The sequence below is a fragment of the Frigoribacterium sp. ME-P-080 genome, assembly GCF_030209595.1.
GTDB lineage: Bacteria > Actinomycetota > Actinomycetes > Actinomycetales > Microbacteriaceae > Frigoribacterium.
The window spans coordinates 265955-283518 of record NZ_JARVRR010000004.1 but is presented as its reverse complement, the minus strand read 5'-3'; the positions used below and the strand labels follow the sequence as shown (position 1 = coordinate 283518).

The following is a 17564-nucleotide window of genomic DNA, read 5'->3' as shown; positions in this document are numbered from 1 at the left end:
GGTGAACCACGTGCGAGTCGATGTCATCACCAAGGAATACCCGCCCAACGTCTACGGGGGAGCGGGCGTCCACGTCGTCGAACTCGTCAAGGCCCTGCGTCAGGGCGTCGAGGTGCAGGTCCGTGCCTTCGGCGAGGTCGACCCCGAACCCGACACGACCGGGTACCCCGACCTGCCCCAGCTCGACCAGGCCAACGCCACGCTGCGCACCCTCGGCGTGGACGTCAGCATGGCCCAGGACGTGGCCGGAGCCGACGTCGTCCATAGCCACACCTGGTACGCGAACGCGGCCGGCCAGTTGGCCCAGATGCTGCACGGGGTCCCGCACGTCCTGACGGCCCACAGCCTCGAACCGCTCCGACCCTGGAAGGCCGAACAGCTCGGAGGCGGTTACCGCGTCTCGAGCTGGATCGAGCGTCAGGCCTACGAGACCGCCGACCGCGTCATCGCGGTCAGCGACGGGATGCGCCGCGACATCCTGCGCTCCTACCCGTCGATCGACGAGTCGAAGGTCCAGGTCGTGTACAACGGGATCGACCTCGAGGGCTGGAAGCGCGTCGACGACGCCGAGCTGGTCCGCAGCCTGGGCATCGATCCCGACCGCCCCTCCGTCGTCTTCGTCGGTCGCATCACCCGCCAGAAGGGCCTGCCGTACCTGCTGCGCGCGGCCAAGCTGCTGCCGGCCGACGTGCAGCTCGTGCTCTGCGCCGGCGCGCCGGACACCCCCGAGATCATGGCCGAGGTCACGGGTCTCGTCCGAGAGTTGCAAGAGGAGCGCACCGGTGTCGTGTGGATCGACACCGTGCTGCCCCGTCACCAGCTCAGTGCGGTGCTGAGCGCCGCCACCACCTTCGTCTGCCCCTCGGTGTACGAACCCCTCGGCATCGTCAACCTCGAGGCGATGGCCTGTGGCGTCCCCGTCGTCGGGTCCGACACGGGCGGCATCCCCGAGGTCGTCGCGGACGGTCTGACGGGCCGGATCGTGCCCCTCGACCAGGTGCAGGACGGCACCGGCACCCCGGTCGACCCCGACCGCTTCGTGGCCGACCTGGCGGCCACCCTCACCGAGGTCGTCTCCGACCCGGCACTCGCCCGCCTCATGGGACGAGCCGGCCGCATGAGGGCCGAAGAAGAGTTCTCGTGGGCGCGCATCGCCGAGCAGACGCTGGGGATCTACGAGGGCCTGCTCAACTAGGCTGAGGACCATGCCTACCGTCCTGCAGCTCACCGATGTCTCGATCGTCCGAGGCGGCACAGCCGTCGTCGACAAACTGACCTGGACGGTCGACTCCGACGAGCGCTGGGTCGTGCTCGGCCCGAACGGTGCCGGCAAGACGAGCCTGCTGCAGGTCGCCGCCGCGCAGAGCCACCCGTCCTCGGGCGAGGCCAGCATCCTCGGCTCCGACCTCGGCTCCGTCGACCTGTTCGACCTGCGGCCACGCATCGGCTTCGCCTCGACGGCCATCGCCCGGCGCATCCCGGCGAAGGAGAAGGTCGTCGACGTCGTCCTGACGGCCGCCTACTCGGTCACCGGGCGCTGGAACGAAGAGTACGAGGGCGTCGACGTCCGTCGGGCGCACCGCGTTCTCGACGAGTGGAAGCTCGACCACCTCTCGGACCGTACCTTCGGCGAGCTGAGCGACGGCGAGCAGAAGCGCGTCCAGATCGCCCGCTCGGTCATGACCGACCCCGAGTTGCTGCTGCTCGACGAGCCGGCCGCGAGCCTCGACCTCGGCGCCCGCGAAGAGCTGCTTCAGATGCTCTCGGGCTACGCCTCGTCCGAGGGCGCTCCGGCCATCGTCATGGTGACCCACCACGTCGAGGAGATCCCCAAGGGATTCACGCACGCCCTGCTGCTCGACCACGGCTCCGTCGTGGCCGCCGGCCCCCTCGACGAGGTCATCACGGCCGAGACCCTCGGCGCCACGTTCGGCGTCGAACTGCGGGTCGAGTCCGACGGGGGCCGGTACTCGGCCCGCGCCGCGGGCTGAACCGCGCCTCCTACGATCCGGGCCGTCGGTCTGGTATCGTTGACAGCTGGCCCGCAGCGATGCTGCACGCGCCTCCTGAACTCACCATCATCACTCGTTCGCTAGACCTAGGACAATCATGAAGACCGACATCCACCCCGAGTACAAGCAGATCGTCTTCCGGGACCTCGCGTCGGGCGCCACGTTCCTCACGCGCTCCACGACGACCAGCGACAAGACCATCGAGCTCGACGGTGAGACCTACCCGGTCATCGACGTCGAGATCTCGTCCGAGTCGCACCCGTTCTACACGGGCAAGCAGCGCATCCTCGACTCGGCCGGTCGCGTCGAGAAGTTCAACTCGCGCTACAAGAACTTCGGCAAGTAGGCCACAGCCCACACGCCCGAAAGAGGCGGCCCACTTCGGTGGGCCGCCTTTCTCGTGCGCCCGGGTGAGGGTGCCCGACCGAGAAGGTGCACGTCGTGTGACACCGCGGCGCAGGAGGCGCGGGCGAGCCCAGGAGACGGAGGAGCGGGCGAGCCCAGGAGGCGCAGTGGAGCGTTTGTACTCAGGCGAACGGCAGTGGGCGGTGCGGCCAGTCACCGTGAGCGGTGAAGGTGGGGTCTTTCGCACGGCGCATGTACTGCTGGAAGCTCTCGGCCTGGGTCGAGCACCACCCGACCTGGAGGTCGTGCAACTCGGTCACGGGCACGTCGAGGCGATCGGGATACCGCTTGGCCATCGCCTGGGCGACACGGCCGGCGGCGATCGCGTCGGCCCCGGCGTCGTGGGCGTCGTCGAGCGAGACGCCGTAGACGGCCGCGGCGGCCTCGAGGGTGCGTTTGCCCTTGCGGTAGGTGTCGACGGCCTTGTCGATGACGAGCGGATCGACGACGCAGCCGATCTCGCCCACCTCGCCGAGAGGTTCGACACCGTGGCGGCGGGCCTCACGATCGAGCAGCGTGAGGTCGTAGGGCGCGTTGTAGACGACCAACGGCACGCCGCGGGCGAAGACGGCACGGATGGCCGCGACGATCTCGGCCACGACCTCGGCGGCCGGTCGCCCCTCGGCTCGGGCCCGCTCGGTCGAGATGCCGTGGACGGCGCTGGCCTGCTCGGGGATCTCGACGCCCGGATCGGCCAACCACTCGCCGTGTGCGACCGTCGCACCGGTGGCGTCGATCAGGCCGACGTGCGCGGTGACGATCCGGGCCGTCTCGACGTCGATGCCCGTCGTCTCGAGGTCGAAGACGCCGAGGGCCTGCCACCAGGCGGCCGGCGGCTCGCCCACGGCCGCGAGGTCGGGGGCGGTGCCGGTCGTGTCGGTGTCAGTCACCCTGTGAGCTTAGGAGGCGCCACCGACAGCGGGTGCCGCCGCCACGGGCACGTCGCCGACGTGCAGCCAGAAGAACGCCTGCGTGCCGAGGGTCAGGGTGACCTTGCCCTCGTCGTCGAATGAGGGGAACTGCGCTCCGCCGAAGAGGTCGACCAACGTGCGCCCGGCGAACTGCGGGGCCACGATGTCGACCGAGGTCGGGTTGTGACCGAACGAGAAGACGCAGAGGATGTCCTCGGCCGAGTCGCCGAACTGCGTGCCGGCCCCCTCGTAGGACCGGACGAACGACAGGACGGACTCCTGGTTCGTCTCGAGCACCTCGAGGGTGCCGAGGCCGAAGGTCGGGTGGGCCTTGCGCACGTGGATGACGTTGCGGACCCAGTGCAGCAGCGACCGCGACTGCGCCAGCTGGCTCTCGACGTTGACCAGGTTGTAGTTGTAGACGAGCGACTGGACGACGGGCAGGAAGAGCTTGCCCGGGTCGGCGGTCGAGAAGCCGGCGTTGCGGTCGGGCGTCCACTGCATCGGCGTGCGGGACGAGTCGCGGTCCGGCAGCCAGATGTTGTCGCCCATGCCGATCTCGTCGCCGTAGTACAGGAACGGACTGCCGGGCAGCGAGAAGAGCAGCGCGTGGACGAGTTCGAGTTCGGCGCGCGAGTTGTCGAGCAGAGGAGCGAGGCGACGACGGATGCCGATGTTCGAGCGCATGCGGGGGTCGTACGCGTACCAGCCGTACATCGCCTGCCGGTACTCCTCGCTGACCATCTCGAGGGTGAGCTCGTCGTGGTTGCGGAGGAAGACGGCCCAGGCCGCGCCCGGGGGCACCTCGGTCGTCTCGGAGAGGATGCGCTTGAGCTCGTCGGCGCTCTGGGCGCGCAGCGAGTAGAAGATGCGGGGCATGACCGGGAAGTCGAAGGCCATGTGGCACTCCGGCTCGTCCTCGGTGCCGAAGAACGCCGCCGTCTCGGCGGGCCACTGGTTCGCCTCGGCGATGAGCACGCGACCCGGGAACTCCTCGTCGACCATGGCGCGCAGACGCTTGATGAACTCGTGCGTGGCCGGTTCGCCCTCGCCGTTGCCCTCTTCGGTCTCGAACAGGTACGGGATCGCGTCGAGGCGGAGCCCGTCGACGCCCATCGCCAGCCAGTGACGGACGACGTCGAAGACCGCTTCCTGGACGGCGGGGTTCTCGAAGTTGAGGTCGGGCTGGTGCGAGAAGAAGCGGTGGAAGAAGAACTGACGACGCACCGGGTCGAACGTCCAGTTCGACTCTTCGGTGTCGACGAAGATGACGCGGATGTTCGAGTACTCGTCGTCGGTGTCGCGCCAGACGTAGAAGTCGCCGTAGGGGCCCTCGGGGTCTTCGCGGCTCTGCTGGAACCACTCGTGCTGGTCGCTGGTGTGGTTCAGCACCATGTCGATGACGATGCGCATGTTGCGCTCGTGCGACTTCGTGACCAGGTCGCGGAACTCGTCGAGTGTGCCGAACTCGGGCAGGATCGCCTTGTAGTCCTGGATGTCGTACCCGCCGTCGCGCAGGGGCGACTGGAAGAACGGCGGCAGCCAGAGGGCGTCGACGCCGAGCCACTGCAGGTAGTCGAGGCGGGTGAGCAGACCCTGGAGGTCGCCCGCCCCGTCCCCGTTGCTGTCGACGAACGACCGCACCATCACCTCGTAGAACACCGCACGGCGGTGCCAGTTGGGGTCGAGGGTCAGTCCGGGCTGCTGGATCGGGGCAGTGAAGCTCACCCGCCCACCCTACGGGCGCGCGCCCCGGGACGCGCACTCCGACCAGCGCGTCGCTCGTAGACTCGGGCTCGTGATCGTCCGACCCCCGCGCGTGAAGTCGCCCTACCGTGCCCGCCTCGACGCCCGACCGGTGCGCGACGACGCCGTCGAGGTCGCCGGCAGCCTCACCCGCTACTGGACGTACGAGCCGCCCGAGGGGCAGGAGGCGCGGGTCACCGTCGTCGCGGTGCACGGCTTCCGGGGCGACCACCACGGTCTCGAACCGGTCGTGGCGCACCTCGACCACGTGAGGGTGGTCATGCCCGACCTGCCGGGCTTCGGCGAGTCGACCCCGCTCGACGGCGAGCACAGCGTCGCGGCGTACGCGCGCTGGCTGACCGCGTTCGTGGCGACCCTCTCGCTCGGTGACGACGTCGTGGTGCTGGGGCACTCGTTCGGCTCGATCGTCACGTCGGCCGCGGTGGCCGACGGGCTCCGCGCCTCCCGGTTGATCCTGGTCAACCCGATCGCCGCCCCCGCCCTGCAGGGCCCTCGCGGCGTGGTCACGCGTCTGGCCGTCTTCTACTACTGGGCCGGCGCGGCCCTGCCCGAACGTGCCGGCCAGCAGGTGCTGCAGAACGCGGCCGTGACGAGGTTCACCAGCCTCGCCATGGTCAAGACCCACGACCGGGCCCTGCGCCGGTGGATCCACGACCAGCACGACAGCTTCTTCTCGCGGTTCTCGGACCGTCGCGTGGTGCTCGACGCGTTCCGCGCATCGGTCTCGAGCGACGTGAGCACGTACGCCGCCCGCATCAGCGTGCCCACCCTGCTCGTCGCCGCCGACCGCGACGACATCACCGCCCTGCCCGCCCAGCACCGACTGCAGGCGCTCTTCCCCGACGCCACGCTCGACGTGATCGAGGGCGTGGGCCACCTGATCCACTACGAGAAGCCGCGCCAGGCCGCCGCCGCGATCGAGGCCTTCGTCCGATGAAGATCGTCGTCGACTGCCGCTACGTCCGCGTCGGACGCCACGACGGCATCAGCCGCTTCAGCGCCGGCGTGGTGTCGGCGCTGGCCGAGCGCCACGAGGTGACGATGCTGGTCAGCGACCCCCGCCAGCTCCACGCGTTGCCCGACGCACCACACCTGCTCGTCAGCGCGCCCACGAGCGTCCTCGAGCCGCTCGTGGCCCGGCAGGTGAACGCGCTGCGCCCCGACGTCGTCTGGTCGCCCATGCAGACCATGGGTTCCGCCGGACGCCGGTACCCGCTCGTCCTGACCCTGCACGACCTGATCTACTACACGAACCGCACGCCGCCACCCGAGTTCGCCTGGCCGATCAAGCTGCTCTGGCGGCTGTACCACCTGGCCTGGTGGCCGCAGCGGGTGCTCCTGAACCGGGCCGACGCCGTCGTCACCGTGAGCCGCACGACGCGGGACGAGATGCGTCGCCACCGCCTGACCCGGCGTCCCGTGACGGTGGTGTACAACGCGGCCGACCCGGTCGACCCCGTCGAGCCCCGCACCGCGCCGGCGAGCCGCGACCTCGTCTACATGGGGTCGTTCATGCCGTACAAGAACGTGGCCGCGCTGGCCAGGGCACTGCCGTTGCTCGACGGGTACCGACTGCACCTGATGAGCCGGGTGTCCGGGGCCGAGCGCGCCTCCTTGACGGCCCTGGCACCCGCCGGGTCGTTGGTCTTCCACGACGGGGCGAGCGACGACGAGTACCGCGAGACCCTGCTGGGGGCGACGGCCGTCGTGACGGCCTCGCGCGCCGAGGGCTTCGGCATCCCGCTCGTCGAGGGCATGGCCCTCGGCACGCCGGCCGTGGTCAGCGACATCCCGATCTTCCGCGAGATCGGCGGAGACGCGGCGCTCTACTTCGACCCGTCGTCGCCCGCGTCGATCGCCGCCGCCGTCCGACGACTCGAGGGCGAGTGGGAGGCGCGCTCGGCCGCGTCGGTCGAGCAGGCCGCCCGGTTCAGCTGGCGTGACTCGGCCGACGTGCTGCTGCGCCTGCTGGCCGACGTCGCCGCAGCGGGCGGTCACCGGCGTCGACGCCCGGGACGCTGACCCACCGGCGCCCGGGACGCTGACCCGTCGGCGGCCGGGGCCGGCGGCTCAGGCCGGTTCGGCCGCGTCGCGCTCGAGCGGGTTCTGGTACTCGAACGAGTAGGTGCCGGCACGTTCGGACTCGACCTCGATCGGGTCGTCGAACTCCCGCAGCGTCAGGGCGTCGCCCGTGAACTCGAACGAGTGGACGGACCCGTTGCGGATGGGCACTCCCAGGTGCGCGTCGGTGTCGGGGGAGACGTGGTTCACGACCGCCCTGATGACCGCGCCGTGCGTCGCGACGACCACGGACGAGCCGGCGCCGTGCCTCGCCGCGATCGCGGCGAGGGCGGGCAGCACCCGTGCGACGAGGGCCCCGCGGCTCTCACGACCGGGCACCGGGGTGCCGTGGGGGAACCGTGCCTCGACCTGCTCGCCGGTCAGCCCCTCGGCGTCGCCGTAGCGACGCTCGGCGACCTCGGGGACGAGCTCGGGCGCGCCCAGGCCCAGGCGCTCGGCGATGATGGACCCGGTCTCGGCCGCGCGCGACAGAGGGCTGGCGACGACGGCGTCGAACCGACGCCGGGCGAGCAGGTCGCCGGTCTCTCGGGCCTGCGACCGACCGAGGTCGTTCAGGGGGATGTCGGTGGAGCCCTGGATGCGTCGGGCGCGGTTCCAGTCGGTCTCGCCGTGGCGGACCAGGTACAAGAGCGTCATCGTTCCTCCGGTGGGCACGGCCCGGGGGTCAGGCGCCCAGGTGCTCGGCCAGGGCCGCCAGGGTCTCCGACGTGCCGGCGTCCAGCTTAACCGTGGCCCGCGAGTCGCCCTTGGTGACGCCGCGGTTCAGGACGACCACGGGCAGCTTCCGGCGCGTCGCTTGGTCGAGCAGGCGGATGCCGCTGTTGACGACGAGCGAGGAGCCGGCGACGAGCAGCGCCTCGGCGCCGACGACCATCGAGCGCGCCTCGGCGAACCGCTCGGTGGGCACGAACTCGCCGAAGAACACGACGTCGGGTTTGAGCAGGCCGCCGCACACCGTGCAGGTCGGCACGACGAACGCGTCGATGTCGTGCACCTCGACGTCGCCGTCCGGGGCGAGCCGCACCTGGTCGGGCTCGTCGATCCAGGGGTTCTCGGCGGCGAGGCGGGCCGCCACCATGTCGCGGGCGAACGCCTGCCCGCAGGTGAGGCAGACGACGCGGTCGACGGTGCCGTGCAGGTCGACGACCCGGCGCGACCCGGCGCGGACGTGCAGGTTGTCGACGTTCTGGGTGATGACGCCGTTCGTGACGCCGGCGGCCTCGAGCCGGGCCAGCGCCCGGTGCCCCTCGTTGGGCCCGGCGGCACGGAAGGACTTCCAGCCGAGGTGGCTGCCGGCCCAGTAGCGCTTGCGGTAGCTCTCGCTCGAGAGGAACTGCTGGAAGGTCATGGGGTTGCGGGGCGGAGCGCCCTCGCCCCGGTAGTCGGGGATGCCCGAGTCGGTGCTGACCCCCGCCCCGGTGAGCACGGCCACGCGGCGCCCGCGGAGGGCCTCGACCGCGGCCTCGAGGGCCTGCTCGTCGGTGGGGGCCGCGGGGGCGTTCGACACGGGTGGGGCTCCTTCGGGTGCGGTGACGCTAGCCTAAACGCGTCCCCCTCCGATTCGATTCCAGCGGTCGCCCGTCCGCCGGGGCCGTCCCCCGTGGAGCACCGTGCACGTCACCCGCATCACCGACCTCGACCACGAGGCACTCGCCGACTACAACCGGCTCACCGACGTCGCCCTGCGGCGCGTGTCCGAGCCGGAGGGCGGCCTCTACATCGCCGAGTCGACCAAGGTCATCGAGCGGGCGCTGCGGGCGGGCCACGTGCCCCGGTCGGTGCTGATGACCGATCGGTGGTTGCCCGACATCGAACCCCTCGTGGCCGACCACGAGGGCGAGATCTTCGTCGGCGACGCGGCCCTGCTCGAGACGCTGACCGGCTACCACCTGCATCGGGGGGCCCTCGCCGCCATGCACCGTCCCGAGCTGCCGACGGTCGAGTCGGTGCTCGACGGCGCGCGGCGCGTCGTCGTGCTCGAGGACATCGTCGACCACACGAACGTGGGCGCGATCTTCCGGGCCGTCGCCGGTCTGGGGGCGGACGCCGTCCTGATCACCCCGCGCTGCGCCGACCCGCTCTACCGGCGCAGCGTCCGCGTCAGCATGGGCACCGTGCTGCAGGTCCCGTGGACGCGCCTCCCCGAGTGGCCGGCCGGTGCCGGGCTGCTCCGCGAGGCGGGGTTCGAGGTGGCCGCCCTGGCGCTGAGCGACGACGCGGTGACCCTCGACGCCTACGCGGCCGCGCCTCCGGACCGCGTCGCCCTGCTGCTCGGCACCGAGGGCGACGGGCTCAGCCGGGCCGCCCTGCGGGCCGCCGACACGGTGGTGACCATCCCGATGCTGCACGGCGTCGACAGCCTCAACGTGGCCGCCGCCTCGGCCGTGGCCCTCTGGGCCCTGCGTCTGCCGGCGGACGGGTCGGCGGCGGTCGCGTGACCGGTCGCGTGACCGGAGTCGACGGGCGTCGTCGACCCGGCGTGGTCCGGAGGCGCGTGGGCGTGGTCGCGCTGCTCGCCCTGGTCGTCGCGGTCGGCGGCTACGTCCCCCTGGCACTGCTCAGCCCGCTGGCGCCCGCCGCGGCGGACGTCGCCTCGTACGCCGCACCGGCCGAGGAGGCTCCCGACCTGACCTTCCCCGCCTACGGCGCGACGGCGGTCGAGGCGATCGGCTGGGACGACAGCCTGACGACGAGCGGCGACGAACGACCCCGTCCGATCGCGAGCATCAGCAAGGTGGTCACGGCCCTCGTCGTCCTCGACGAGAAACCCCTCGACGGCGGTGACGGCCCGTCCCTCACCTTCGGCCCGGCCGAGGCGGCCCTGGTCGACGCGTACCGCGCACGGAACGGCAAGGTGGCACCGATGGCGGCCGGGCAGGTCCTCACCGAGCGGCAGGTGCTCGAGGTCATGCTGATCGAGTCCGCCAACAACTACGCCGAGGTGCTGGCCCGGTGGGCGTTCGGCAGCGACCAGGCCTTCGTCGACGCGGCGCGGTCCTGGCTCGACGGCCACGGCCTCTCGTCGACCACGCTCGTCGAACCCACCGGGTTGTCGCCGCAGAACACGAGCACCTCGACCGACCTGATCGCACTCGGCCGACTGGCCCTGGCCGACCCCGACGTCGCCCGCACGGTCGGCACGGCGACGACGTCCGTGCCCGGCATCGGCGAGATCAGCAACAGCAACGAACTGCTCGGGCTGGACGGCGTCGTCGGCATCAAGACGGGGACGCTCGACGAGGCCGGCGCCTGCCTGCTGTTCGCGGCGGACTACACGATCGGCGGGCGACGGGTCACGGTCGTGGGCGCCATGCTCGGCGGCGTCGACCACGACCAGCTGGACCGCGACGTGCAGGCCCTGCTCGCGAGCGTCGCGGAGGGCTTCCGGACCATCACGCTGACCAGCCGCGGCGACGCCTTCGCCGACTACGAACTGCCCTGGGGCGACGAGGCCCGAGCGGTGGCCGCGGAGGACGCCACCGTCCTCGTCTGGGGCGACGAGACCGTGCAGGCGTCGGTCGAGACCGACGACGTGGGCGCGGCCCCGGTCGGGACGCGCGTGGGCGACGTCACCTTCACCGTCGACGGAGAACGGCACGTCGTGCCCCTCGAACTCGACGCGGGCATCGGCGAGCCGGGCGCCTGGTGGCGCTTGACGCATCCCGACGAGGTGTTCTGACCCGAGCGTCAGTCGTCGGTGCGGTGGACCACGGTGACGGCGTCCGGTCGCTTGGCCCGGACCAGGTCGCCCGACGACTGGTGCCGGATGCGCCGTACCACCCAGGGCACGAGGTACTCGCGGGCCCAGCCCATGTCGTCGGCCCGTGCGTTGCGCCAGGGGCGACGCTCGAGCGGCTCGGGCTCGTAGGGCGCGAGGTCGTTCTCGACCGCGAGGGCCTGCAGGACCATCCGCGCGATCGTGTGGTGGCCGAGGGGACTGAAGTGCAACCGGTCGGGCGCCCACATCCGTGGGTCGACGAGCTGACGCAACGCCCACATGTCCGCGACCACCGCGTCGTGTCGCAGCGCGATGGCGTGGACGTGCTCGTTGTAGATCGCGACCTTTCCGCGGAGACGACCGAGGACCGGGGTGAGGCCGATGTCGGGCCCGGTGAAGACCACGACCGTGGCACCGTCGGACCGCAGTCGTGCGACCAGTCCCTCGAAGCCCGCGGCGACCTCGTCGGGGTCGGTGCCGGGACGGATGATGTCGTTGCCCCCGGCCGAGACCGAGATGAGGTCGGGCCGCAGGGCGAGCGCGGCCTCGGACTGCTCGTCGATGATCTGCTTCAGCAGGCGGCCCCGGACGGCGAGGTTGGCGTAGGCGAAGTCCTCGGTCGAGGAGCCCAGCACCTCGGCGACGCGGTCGGCCCAGCCCCGGTGCCCCCCGGGGGAGCGCTCCTCGGGGTCGCCGATCCCCTCGGTGAACGAGTCGCCGAGGGCGACGTAACGGGACCACGGGTGTTGCTGACTCATGCCACCAAACTACTCTCGACGCGTGCCCGCACCGAAGCCCGCCCCTCCGTCCGACCCGACCCGCGCCTCCTGGTCGCCCGGCGAGCTGCTGCCCGACGAGCTGCTCGAGCGCTTCCGGGGGCGGGCCGCCGACCACGACCGCGAGAACACGTTCCCCCACGAGGACCTCGCCGAACTGCGCGAGCGCGGCTACCTGAGGGCGTTCGTCCCGGAGCACCGAGGAGGCGCGGGTCTCGGACTCGAGCAGGTCGCGTCCCTGCAGTCACGCCTCGCGGCGGCGGCCCCGGCCACCGCGCTGGCGGTCAACATGCACCTGGTCTGGACCGGGTGCGCGGCCGTGCTGCACGCCCGGGGCGACGACTCGCTCGACCTCGTCCTCGAGGACGCCGCGCACGACGAGGTCTTCGCCTTCGGGGTGAGCGAGCCCGGCAACGACCTCGTCCTGTCCGACTCGGTGACCTCGGCCGGCCCCACGGGCGACGGCGGCTACCGGTTCACCGGCACCAAGGTCTCCACGTCGCTCTCGCCGGTCTGGACGCGCCTCGGCGTCTTCGGCCGGGACGACTCCGACCCGGAGGCGCCGGCCCTCGTCCACGGGTTCGTCCACCGCGAGCAGCCGGGCCACGCCTCGCTCGAGGACTGGGACACCATCGGCATGCGCGCGACGCAGAGCCACACGACCCGGCTGACCGGGGTCGAGGTGCCCGCCTCACGCATCGTCCGTCGACTGCCCGTCGGCCCGAGCGCCGACCCGTTCGTCTTCGCGGTCTTCGCCGTCTTCGAGACGACCGTGGCCGCCGTGTACCGGGGCATCGCCCGCCGGGCCCTCGAGCTCGCCGTCGAGTCGGCACTCGGGACGACCTCGCGGCGTGCCGGGGGAGCGGCGAGGGCGCTCGACCCCGTCGTCCGCTGGCGCGTCGCCGACGCCGGACTGGCGGTCGACGGACTCGAGCCGCAGGTCGACCGGGTGGCCCGCGACGTCGACGAACTCGTCGACCACGGGGCCGACTGGCCGCGGCTCGTCGTCGGGCTCAAGACGCGCGCCACCGGGACGGCCCGCGCCGTGGTCGAGCAGGCGGTCACGGTGGCCGGGGGGTCCTCGTACCGGTCGTCCTCGGAGCTCGGGCGTCTGCAACGGGACGTCCTCGCCGGACGCTTCCACCCGTCGAACACCGACTCGGCGCACGCGACGATCGCGGCGGCGCTCCTCGGGCCGGGTTCCTGACGGGTCGACGCACGCGGCCGCATCGGGGGCCGCGCCCCGGGCGACGACGATGTCGGTGGCGCGTGTGAGGATGCTCCGGTGAGCAAACAAGACGGCAGCGGGCGGATCGTCACGACGGTGCCGACCGACGACGCGACCGCGCCGATCTTCCACGTCGACATGGACGCCTTCTTCGCGTCCGTCGAGTTGCTCGACCACCCCGAGCTCCGGGGCCGACCCGTGGTCATCGGGCACCGCTCCGACCGGTCGGTCGTCACGGCCGCCACCTACGAGGCCCGCAAGTACGGCGTCAACTCGGCGATGCCCATGGCGATCGCGTTGCGTCGCTGCCCGCAGGCCGTCGTGCTCGAACCGCACTTCGAGAAGTACCAGCACTGGTCCTCACGAGTCATGTCGATGTTCGACGACGTCACGCCGCTGGTCGAACGCCTCGGCATCGACGAGGCGTTCCTCGACGTCAGCGGGTCGATCCGCCTGATGGGTTCGCCGTTCGAGATCGCCACGGCACTGCGTCGTCGGGTCCATGCCGAGACCGGGCTGCACTGCAGCATCGGGGCCGCGTCGACCAAGTTCGTCGCCAAACTCGCGTCGAGCGTCGCCAAGCCCGACGGGCTCCTGCTCGTACCGCACCGCCACACCCTGGCCTTCTTGCACCCGCGGCCGATCAGCGCGCTCTGGGGCGTGGGCGGCAAGACCGAACAGGTGCTGCTCGACCGCGGCCTCCGAACGGTCGGCGACGTCGCCTCGGCCCCTCTCGACATGCTCGTCCATGCGGTCGGGCCAGCCGCGGGCGCGAAGCTGCACGACCTGGCGTGGGGTCGCGATCCCCGCAGCGTCCACACCGAGACGGCCGAGAAGAGCGTCGGCAACGAGAACACGTTCGGCACCGACGTCGTCGACCCCGTCGTCGTCCGACGTGAACTCCTCCGCCTGAGCGACAAGGTCGGCACCCGTCTGCGGGCCGCGGGCGTGAGCGGTCGCACCGTCGTGCTCAAGTTGCGGACGACCGACTTCGTGACGATCACGCGGTCCCGGACGCTCGCCGACCCGACCGACCTCGGGCGACGAATCTACGACGAGGTCGTGTCCCTCTACGAGACCACGGGCAAGCAGCACGAACGAATCCGGCTCGTCGGCGTGCGCGTCGAGCAGCTCAGCGAGGGGACGGGCGGTGACTCGCTCGGCCTGTGGGACGACGACGCCGACTGGCGCGAGGCGGAGTCGACCATGGACGCCCTCCGGGCCAAGTTCGGCTCGGCCATGCTGACGCCGGCCTCGCTGCTCGGCACCTCGCGGCGTCGACCCGGCACCTCCGGTCGAGATGCGGGTGCCGCGTCCGTCGACGACGCCGGTCGAGGGTAAACTCGGTTCGAGTGAGCACCGCCAACGCATCCGACCCCGCCGGGGGTGAGCAGCACCTCGACGGCCTCTCGTCCGACCCTCTCGACGTCGGCGTCTCGGCAGGCAACTCGGCCGCCGAACACCTCTCGCCCGCGTTCCCCGAGCGGGCCGCCTGGGGCACCGCCAGCAAGTTGCGCGCGTGGCAGGCCGACGCCCTCGAGCTCTACTTCTCGACGATGCCGAGGGACTTCCTCGCGGCGGCCACACCGGGCGCCGGCAAGACGACGTTCGCCCTCCGCCTCGCCACCGAACTCCTGTCCCGCGGCGAGGTCGACCGCGTCGTGGTCGTCGCCCCCACCGAGCACCTGAAGCGCCAGTGGGCCGACGCCGCCGACCGGGTCAACCTCCGCCTCGATCCGATGTTCAAGAACGCCGACGGCACCTTCGGACGGCACTACCACGGCATCGCCGTCACCTACGCCCAGGTCGGCATGAAACCCGAGGTGCACAAGGCCATCACGACGGCCGGTCGCACCCTCGTGATCCTCGACGAGGTGCACCACGGCGGCGACGCGCTCAGTTGGGGCGACGGCATCCGGGAGGCCTACACCGGGGCCACCCGCCGTCTCTCGCTGACGGGCACCCCGTTCCGGTCCGACACGGCTCCGATCCCGTTCGTGCAGTACGCCCCGGACGAGCACGGCATCCGCACCTCGAGGGCCGACTACTCCTACGGCTACGGCCGTGCCCTCGCCGACGGGGTGGTGCGACCCGTCCTCTTCATGGCGTACGCCGGCCAGATGCGCTGGCGCACCCGGATGGGCGACGAGATGAGCGCGTCCCTCGGCGAAGCCGTGACGAAAGACATCACGGCCCAGGCCTGGCGTACGGCGCTGTCGCCGCAGGGCGACTGGATTCCGGCCGTGCTCTCGGCGGCCGAAAAGCGCCTCACCGAGGTGCGCCGGGGCGTGCCCGACGCGGGGGGTCTCGTCATCGCCACCGACCACACCGCGGCTCGGCAGTACGCAGCCGTGTTGCAGAAGCTAACGGGTGAACGCCCCACCGTCGTCCTGAGCGACGAGAAGGCCGCCTCCGACCGCATCCAGGCCTTCTCCGACGGCGACAGCCGCTGGATGGTCGCGGTCCGGATGGTCTCCGAGGGCGTCGACGTCCCGCGTCTCGCCGTCGGCGTGTACGCCACCTCGGCTTCGACGCCGCTCTTCTTCGCCCAGGTCGTGGGACGGTTCGTCCGAGCCCGCCGACGGGGCGAGACCGCGTCGATCTTCCTGCCGAGCGTGCCCAGCCTGATGGCCCTGGCCAACCAGCTCGAACTGCAGCGCGACCACGCGCTCGACCGACCCACCGACGCCGACGACGGCCTGTTCGCCCCCGAAGAAGACATGATGGCCGCGGCCAACCGCGACGAGAAGGCGTCGAGCCTCCTCGAGCAGCAACCGTTCGAGGCCCTGGACTCGCAGGCCTCGTTCGACCGGGTGCTCTACGACGGCGGCGAGTTCGGCACCGGAGGCGAGATCGGCAGCCTCGAAGAACTCGACTTCATCGGCATCCCCGGTCTGCTCGAGCCCGACCAGGTCCGCGACCTGCTGCGGCAGCGGCAGGCCACCCAGGCACGACGGGCTCCGAAGACCGGGTTGCCCACGACCGCTCCGGTCGACGAGGCCCGACCCCTCTACCAGACCATCAAAGAGCAGCGGCAAGAGCTCAGCCGGCTCGTGTCGATCTGGTCGCGGCACTCGAACGAACCGCACGGGCTGATCCACGCAGACCTCAGGCGCATCAGCGGGGGCCCGTCCGTCGCTCAGGCCAGCACCGAACAGATCCAGAAGCGAATCGACGTGTTGCGCGGCCGCCTCGGCCAGCGCGCCTGACCCGGGTACGATCGACCGATGCTCGACGAGAACGTCCCCGACCGGTGGACCGTGCGCGCCGACCCCGAGGGGGCACCCGAGGCGGTCGTCGAGCGCTTCGGCGGCGGCTACCGACTGAGCCGGTGGAGCCCGACCGACGCCGAGCCGGCCCGCCTGGGCGTCTACACGTCCCCCGAGCTCGCCGAGACCGCCTGGTGGAGACTCGTCGACCGCGAGCGGGGTCAGGGCAGGCGGACGATGTCGACCAGGCGGACGGGCCTCGAGGACGCCTGAGGGAGGCCGTTCGGGGCCGGGCGCACCCTGGTGCCCCCGCTCGGGACGAGCGCCGAGACACCCTCGTCGCCGCACAGCAGCACCGGTCGGACTTCGAAGGGCCGTCCTCGCCCGAGCGCCCGGAGGCCGTCACCCCACCGGCGGTCCGAGGGACGGGGCGACGCGGCGCCGACCCTCTCGAGGACGAACGCCACGGTCGTGGCGCCGAACTCGGTGGCGACGGCGGCCAGGGCATCGCCGTAGTGGTCGAGGGCGGCGGTGTCGGGCACCTCGGGGATGCCCTCGAGGGGCACCATGAGGGGGAGGGGGACGTCGTCGTCGTCGAAGAACAACGTCCAGAGCTGGCGACGCACCGCCGACGGGACGATGGCCTCGACGTGGCGGACGAGGTCGTCGACGTCCTGGACGGGGGCGTGCGGATCGGGGACGCATCCGGGATCGGACGTGGCGAAGGCTGCGACCGGGTCGGCGGGAGGGCGGTCGAGGGTGGTGTCGAGGACCGAGGTGAGTGTCATGGGTCGAGCATCTCGGGCCGCCACCGCTCCCGGACGGTTCTCCCCAGCCGCATCGATCGACGAGGATCGACGCGGGGCTGGGGAGGACCGATCAGCCCTGGAGTCGCACGGAGTCGCCGACGGCGACCGTCTCGCCGCCCTGGCCCGGCGCCCCGGACAGTGCCCGGAGCGCCCTGCGGAGCACCGTGCTGGACGTGCTCATGGTGTACGGGAAGTAGACGACCTCGACCCCGACCGCCCCGAACTCTCGCTCGAGCCGGAGGCCCTTCTCGGTGCCCCGCCAGTCGTCGCCCTTGAAGAAGACGTCGAAGCGGAGCTCGCGCCAGACGTCCATCTTGTCGGGCACGGTCTCGGCGTGGACGCCGTCCACGACGTCGATGTGGCGGACGATCTCGAGCCGTTCGGCGAGCGGGACGACGGGGGAGATGCCCTTGGTCACCTGCAACATCTCGTCGGACACGACGCCGGCGATGAGGTGGTCGCACTGCGCGGACGCGTGCCGCAGCAGGTTCAGGTGGCCGATGTGGAACAGGTCGAAGGCGCCGGCCGCGTAGCCGACCCGGCCCGCGCCTCCTCGTCCGCTCCCGCCGTCGACGGGGTCGAGGGCGAGGCCGGTGGCGGGGGTGGGGATGACGTCCACGGGTGTGGTCCTCTCGTCGGGGTGGTGC

At 71.7% G+C, this 17564-nt stretch carries 18 protein-coding genes; 11 read left to right on the top strand and 7 right to left on the bottom strand.

The window, feature by feature from the left end:
- Nucleotides 1–10 precede the first annotated feature (10 nt).
- The 3 genes from glgA (at nt 11) to QRN23_RS09905 (ending at nt 2358) form a co-directional block, all read left to right on the top strand.
- Complete coding sequence (gene glgA, locus QRN23_RS09915; protein ID WP_159826610.1) at nt 11–1195, top strand: glycogen synthase; 1185 nt, start codon at nt 11–13, stop codon at nt 1193–1195.
- A gap of 10 nt (nt 1196–1205) precedes the next feature.
- Nucleotides 1206–1991, top strand: coding sequence for an ABC transporter ATP-binding protein (locus QRN23_RS09910; RefSeq protein ID WP_056045184.1), 786 nt, complete (start codon nt 1206–1208; stop codon nt 1989–1991).
- Between the two features lie 118 nt (nt 1992–2109).
- A complete protein-coding gene (locus QRN23_RS09905; protein ID WP_043594989.1) occupies nt 2110–2358 on the top strand; it encodes a type B 50S ribosomal protein L31 in 249 nt (82 codons plus the stop codon).
- Nucleotides 2359–2539: 181 nt separating this feature from the next.
- Here QRN23_RS09905 and QRN23_RS09900 read toward each other — a convergent pair whose 3' ends face one another.
- Nucleotides 2540–3262 carry a 3'-5' exonuclease gene (locus tag QRN23_RS09900; protein ID WP_052505248.1) on the bottom strand — a complete coding sequence of 241 codons (723 nt, stop codon included), beginning with the start codon at nt 3260–3262 and terminating at the stop codon, nt 2540–2542.
- Nucleotides 3263–3316: 54 nt separating this feature from the next.
- Complete coding sequence (gene treS, locus QRN23_RS09895) at nt 3317–5056, bottom strand: maltose alpha-D-glucosyltransferase (protein WP_056045180.1); 1740 nt, start codon at nt 5054–5056, stop codon at nt 3317–3319.
- 70 nt (nt 5057–5126) lie between these two features.
- On the opposite strand from treS, the gene QRN23_RS09890 reads away from it, so the two are divergent.
- A complete protein-coding gene (locus QRN23_RS09890) occupies nt 5127–6032 on the top strand; it encodes an alpha/beta fold hydrolase (protein ID WP_233568320.1) in 906 nt (301 codons plus the stop codon).
- A complete protein-coding gene (locus QRN23_RS09885) occupies nt 6029–7117 on the top strand; it encodes a glycosyltransferase family 4 protein (protein WP_200412179.1) in 1089 nt (362 codons plus the stop codon). The genes QRN23_RS09890 and QRN23_RS09885 overlap by 4 nt, the downstream gene beginning before the upstream one ends.
- Before the next feature lie 48 nt (nt 7118–7165).
- Here the strand turns inward: QRN23_RS09885 and QRN23_RS09880 are convergent, their stop codons facing one another.
- Entirely contained in the window at nt 7166–7813 is a 648-nt protein-coding gene (locus QRN23_RS09880) for a histidine phosphatase family protein (RefSeq protein WP_192123659.1), read from the bottom strand.
- Between the two features lie 28 nt (nt 7814–7841).
- Nucleotides 7842–8684: an NAD-dependent protein deacetylase gene (locus QRN23_RS09875; protein WP_056045171.1), complete on the bottom strand. Its 843-nt coding sequence runs from the start codon at nt 8682–8684 to the stop codon at nt 7842–7844.
- 103 nt (nt 8685–8787) lie between these two features.
- Here QRN23_RS09875 and QRN23_RS09870 point away from each other — a divergent pair, with 103 nt between their 5' ends.
- Together QRN23_RS09870 and QRN23_RS09865 are read left to right on the top strand one after the other, a co-directional pair.
- Complete coding sequence (locus QRN23_RS09870) at nt 8788–9615, top strand: TrmH family RNA methyltransferase (RefSeq protein WP_123570062.1); 828 nt, start codon at nt 8788–8790, stop codon at nt 9613–9615.
- Nucleotides 9616–9623: 8 nt separating this feature from the next.
- Nucleotides 9624–10856 (top strand): D-alanyl-D-alanine carboxypeptidase family protein, encoded by a 1233-nt coding sequence (locus tag QRN23_RS09865; protein WP_158612832.1) that lies wholly within the window; start codon nt 9624–9626, stop codon nt 10854–10856.
- Nucleotides 10857–10864: 8 nt separating this feature from the next.
- Here the strand turns inward: QRN23_RS09865 and QRN23_RS09860 are convergent, their stop codons facing one another.
- Nucleotides 10865–11653, bottom strand: coding sequence for an SGNH/GDSL hydrolase family protein (locus tag QRN23_RS09860; RefSeq protein ID WP_056045163.1), 789 nt, complete (start codon nt 11651–11653; stop codon nt 10865–10867).
- Between the two features lie 22 nt (nt 11654–11675).
- Here QRN23_RS09860 and QRN23_RS09855 point away from each other — a divergent pair, with 22 nt between their 5' ends.
- The 4 genes from QRN23_RS09855 (at nt 11676) to QRN23_RS09840 (ending at nt 16381) form a co-directional block, all read left to right on the top strand.
- Nucleotides 11676–12878, top strand: a complete 1203-nt coding sequence (locus QRN23_RS09855) for an acyl-CoA dehydrogenase family protein (RefSeq protein ID WP_285063457.1) — start codon at nt 11676–11678, stop codon at nt 12876–12878.
- A gap of 78 nt (nt 12879–12956) precedes the next feature.
- Nucleotides 12957–14240 (top strand): DNA polymerase IV, encoded by a 1284-nt coding sequence (gene dinB, locus QRN23_RS09850; protein WP_159826622.1) that lies wholly within the window; start codon nt 12957–12959, stop codon nt 14238–14240.
- A gap of 11 nt (nt 14241–14251) precedes the next feature.
- Nucleotides 14252–16108, top strand: coding sequence for a DEAD/DEAH box helicase (locus QRN23_RS09845; RefSeq protein WP_285063455.1), 1857 nt, complete (start codon nt 14252–14254; stop codon nt 16106–16108).
- Between the two features lie 18 nt (nt 16109–16126).
- The gene (locus QRN23_RS09840) at nt 16127–16381 is read left to right on the top strand and encodes a hypothetical protein (protein ID WP_056045153.1); all 255 of its coding nucleotides are present in this window, start codon (nt 16127–16129) and stop codon (nt 16379–16381) included.
- Here the strand turns inward: QRN23_RS09840 and QRN23_RS09835 are convergent.
- Both QRN23_RS09835 and QRN23_RS09830 read right to left on the bottom strand, forming a co-directional pair.
- The gene (locus QRN23_RS09835) at nt 16330–16896 is read right to left on the bottom strand and encodes a hypothetical protein (protein WP_192123665.1); all 567 of its coding nucleotides are present in this window, start codon (nt 16894–16896) and stop codon (nt 16330–16332) included. The genes QRN23_RS09840 and QRN23_RS09835 overlap by 52 nt on opposite strands.
- Before the next feature lie 91 nt (nt 16897–16987).
- Complete coding sequence (locus QRN23_RS09830; protein ID WP_056047412.1) at nt 16988–17428, bottom strand: FAD synthase family protein; 441 nt, start codon at nt 17426–17428, stop codon at nt 16988–16990.
- Nucleotides 17429–17564 lie beyond the last annotated feature (136 nt).

Coding starts and splice junctions, on each gene's coding strand:
- QRN23_RS09835 (WP_192123665.1), bottom strand. CDS start 16,896: ATGACACTCACCTCGGTCCTCGACACCACCCTCGACCGCCCTCCCGCC.
- QRN23_RS09885 (WP_200412179.1), top strand. CDS start 6,029: ATGAAGATCGTCGTCGACTGCCGCTACGTCCGCGTCGGACGCCACGAC.
- QRN23_RS09860 (WP_056045163.1), bottom strand. CDS start 11,653: ATGAGTCAGCAACACCCGTGGTCCCGTTACGTCGCCCTCGGCGACTCG.
- QRN23_RS09840 (WP_056045153.1), top strand. CDS start 16,127: ATGCTCGACGAGAACGTCCCCGACCGGTGGACCGTGCGCGCCGACCCC.
- QRN23_RS09905 (WP_043594989.1), top strand. CDS start 2,110: ATGAAGACCGACATCCACCCCGAGTACAAGCAGATCGTCTTCCGGGAC.
- QRN23_RS09910 (WP_056045184.1), top strand. CDS start 1,206: ATGCCTACCGTCCTGCAGCTCACCGATGTCTCGATCGTCCGAGGCGGC.
- QRN23_RS09880 (WP_192123659.1), bottom strand. CDS start 7,813: ATGACGCTCTTGTACCTGGTCCGCCACGGCGAGACCGACTGGAACCGC.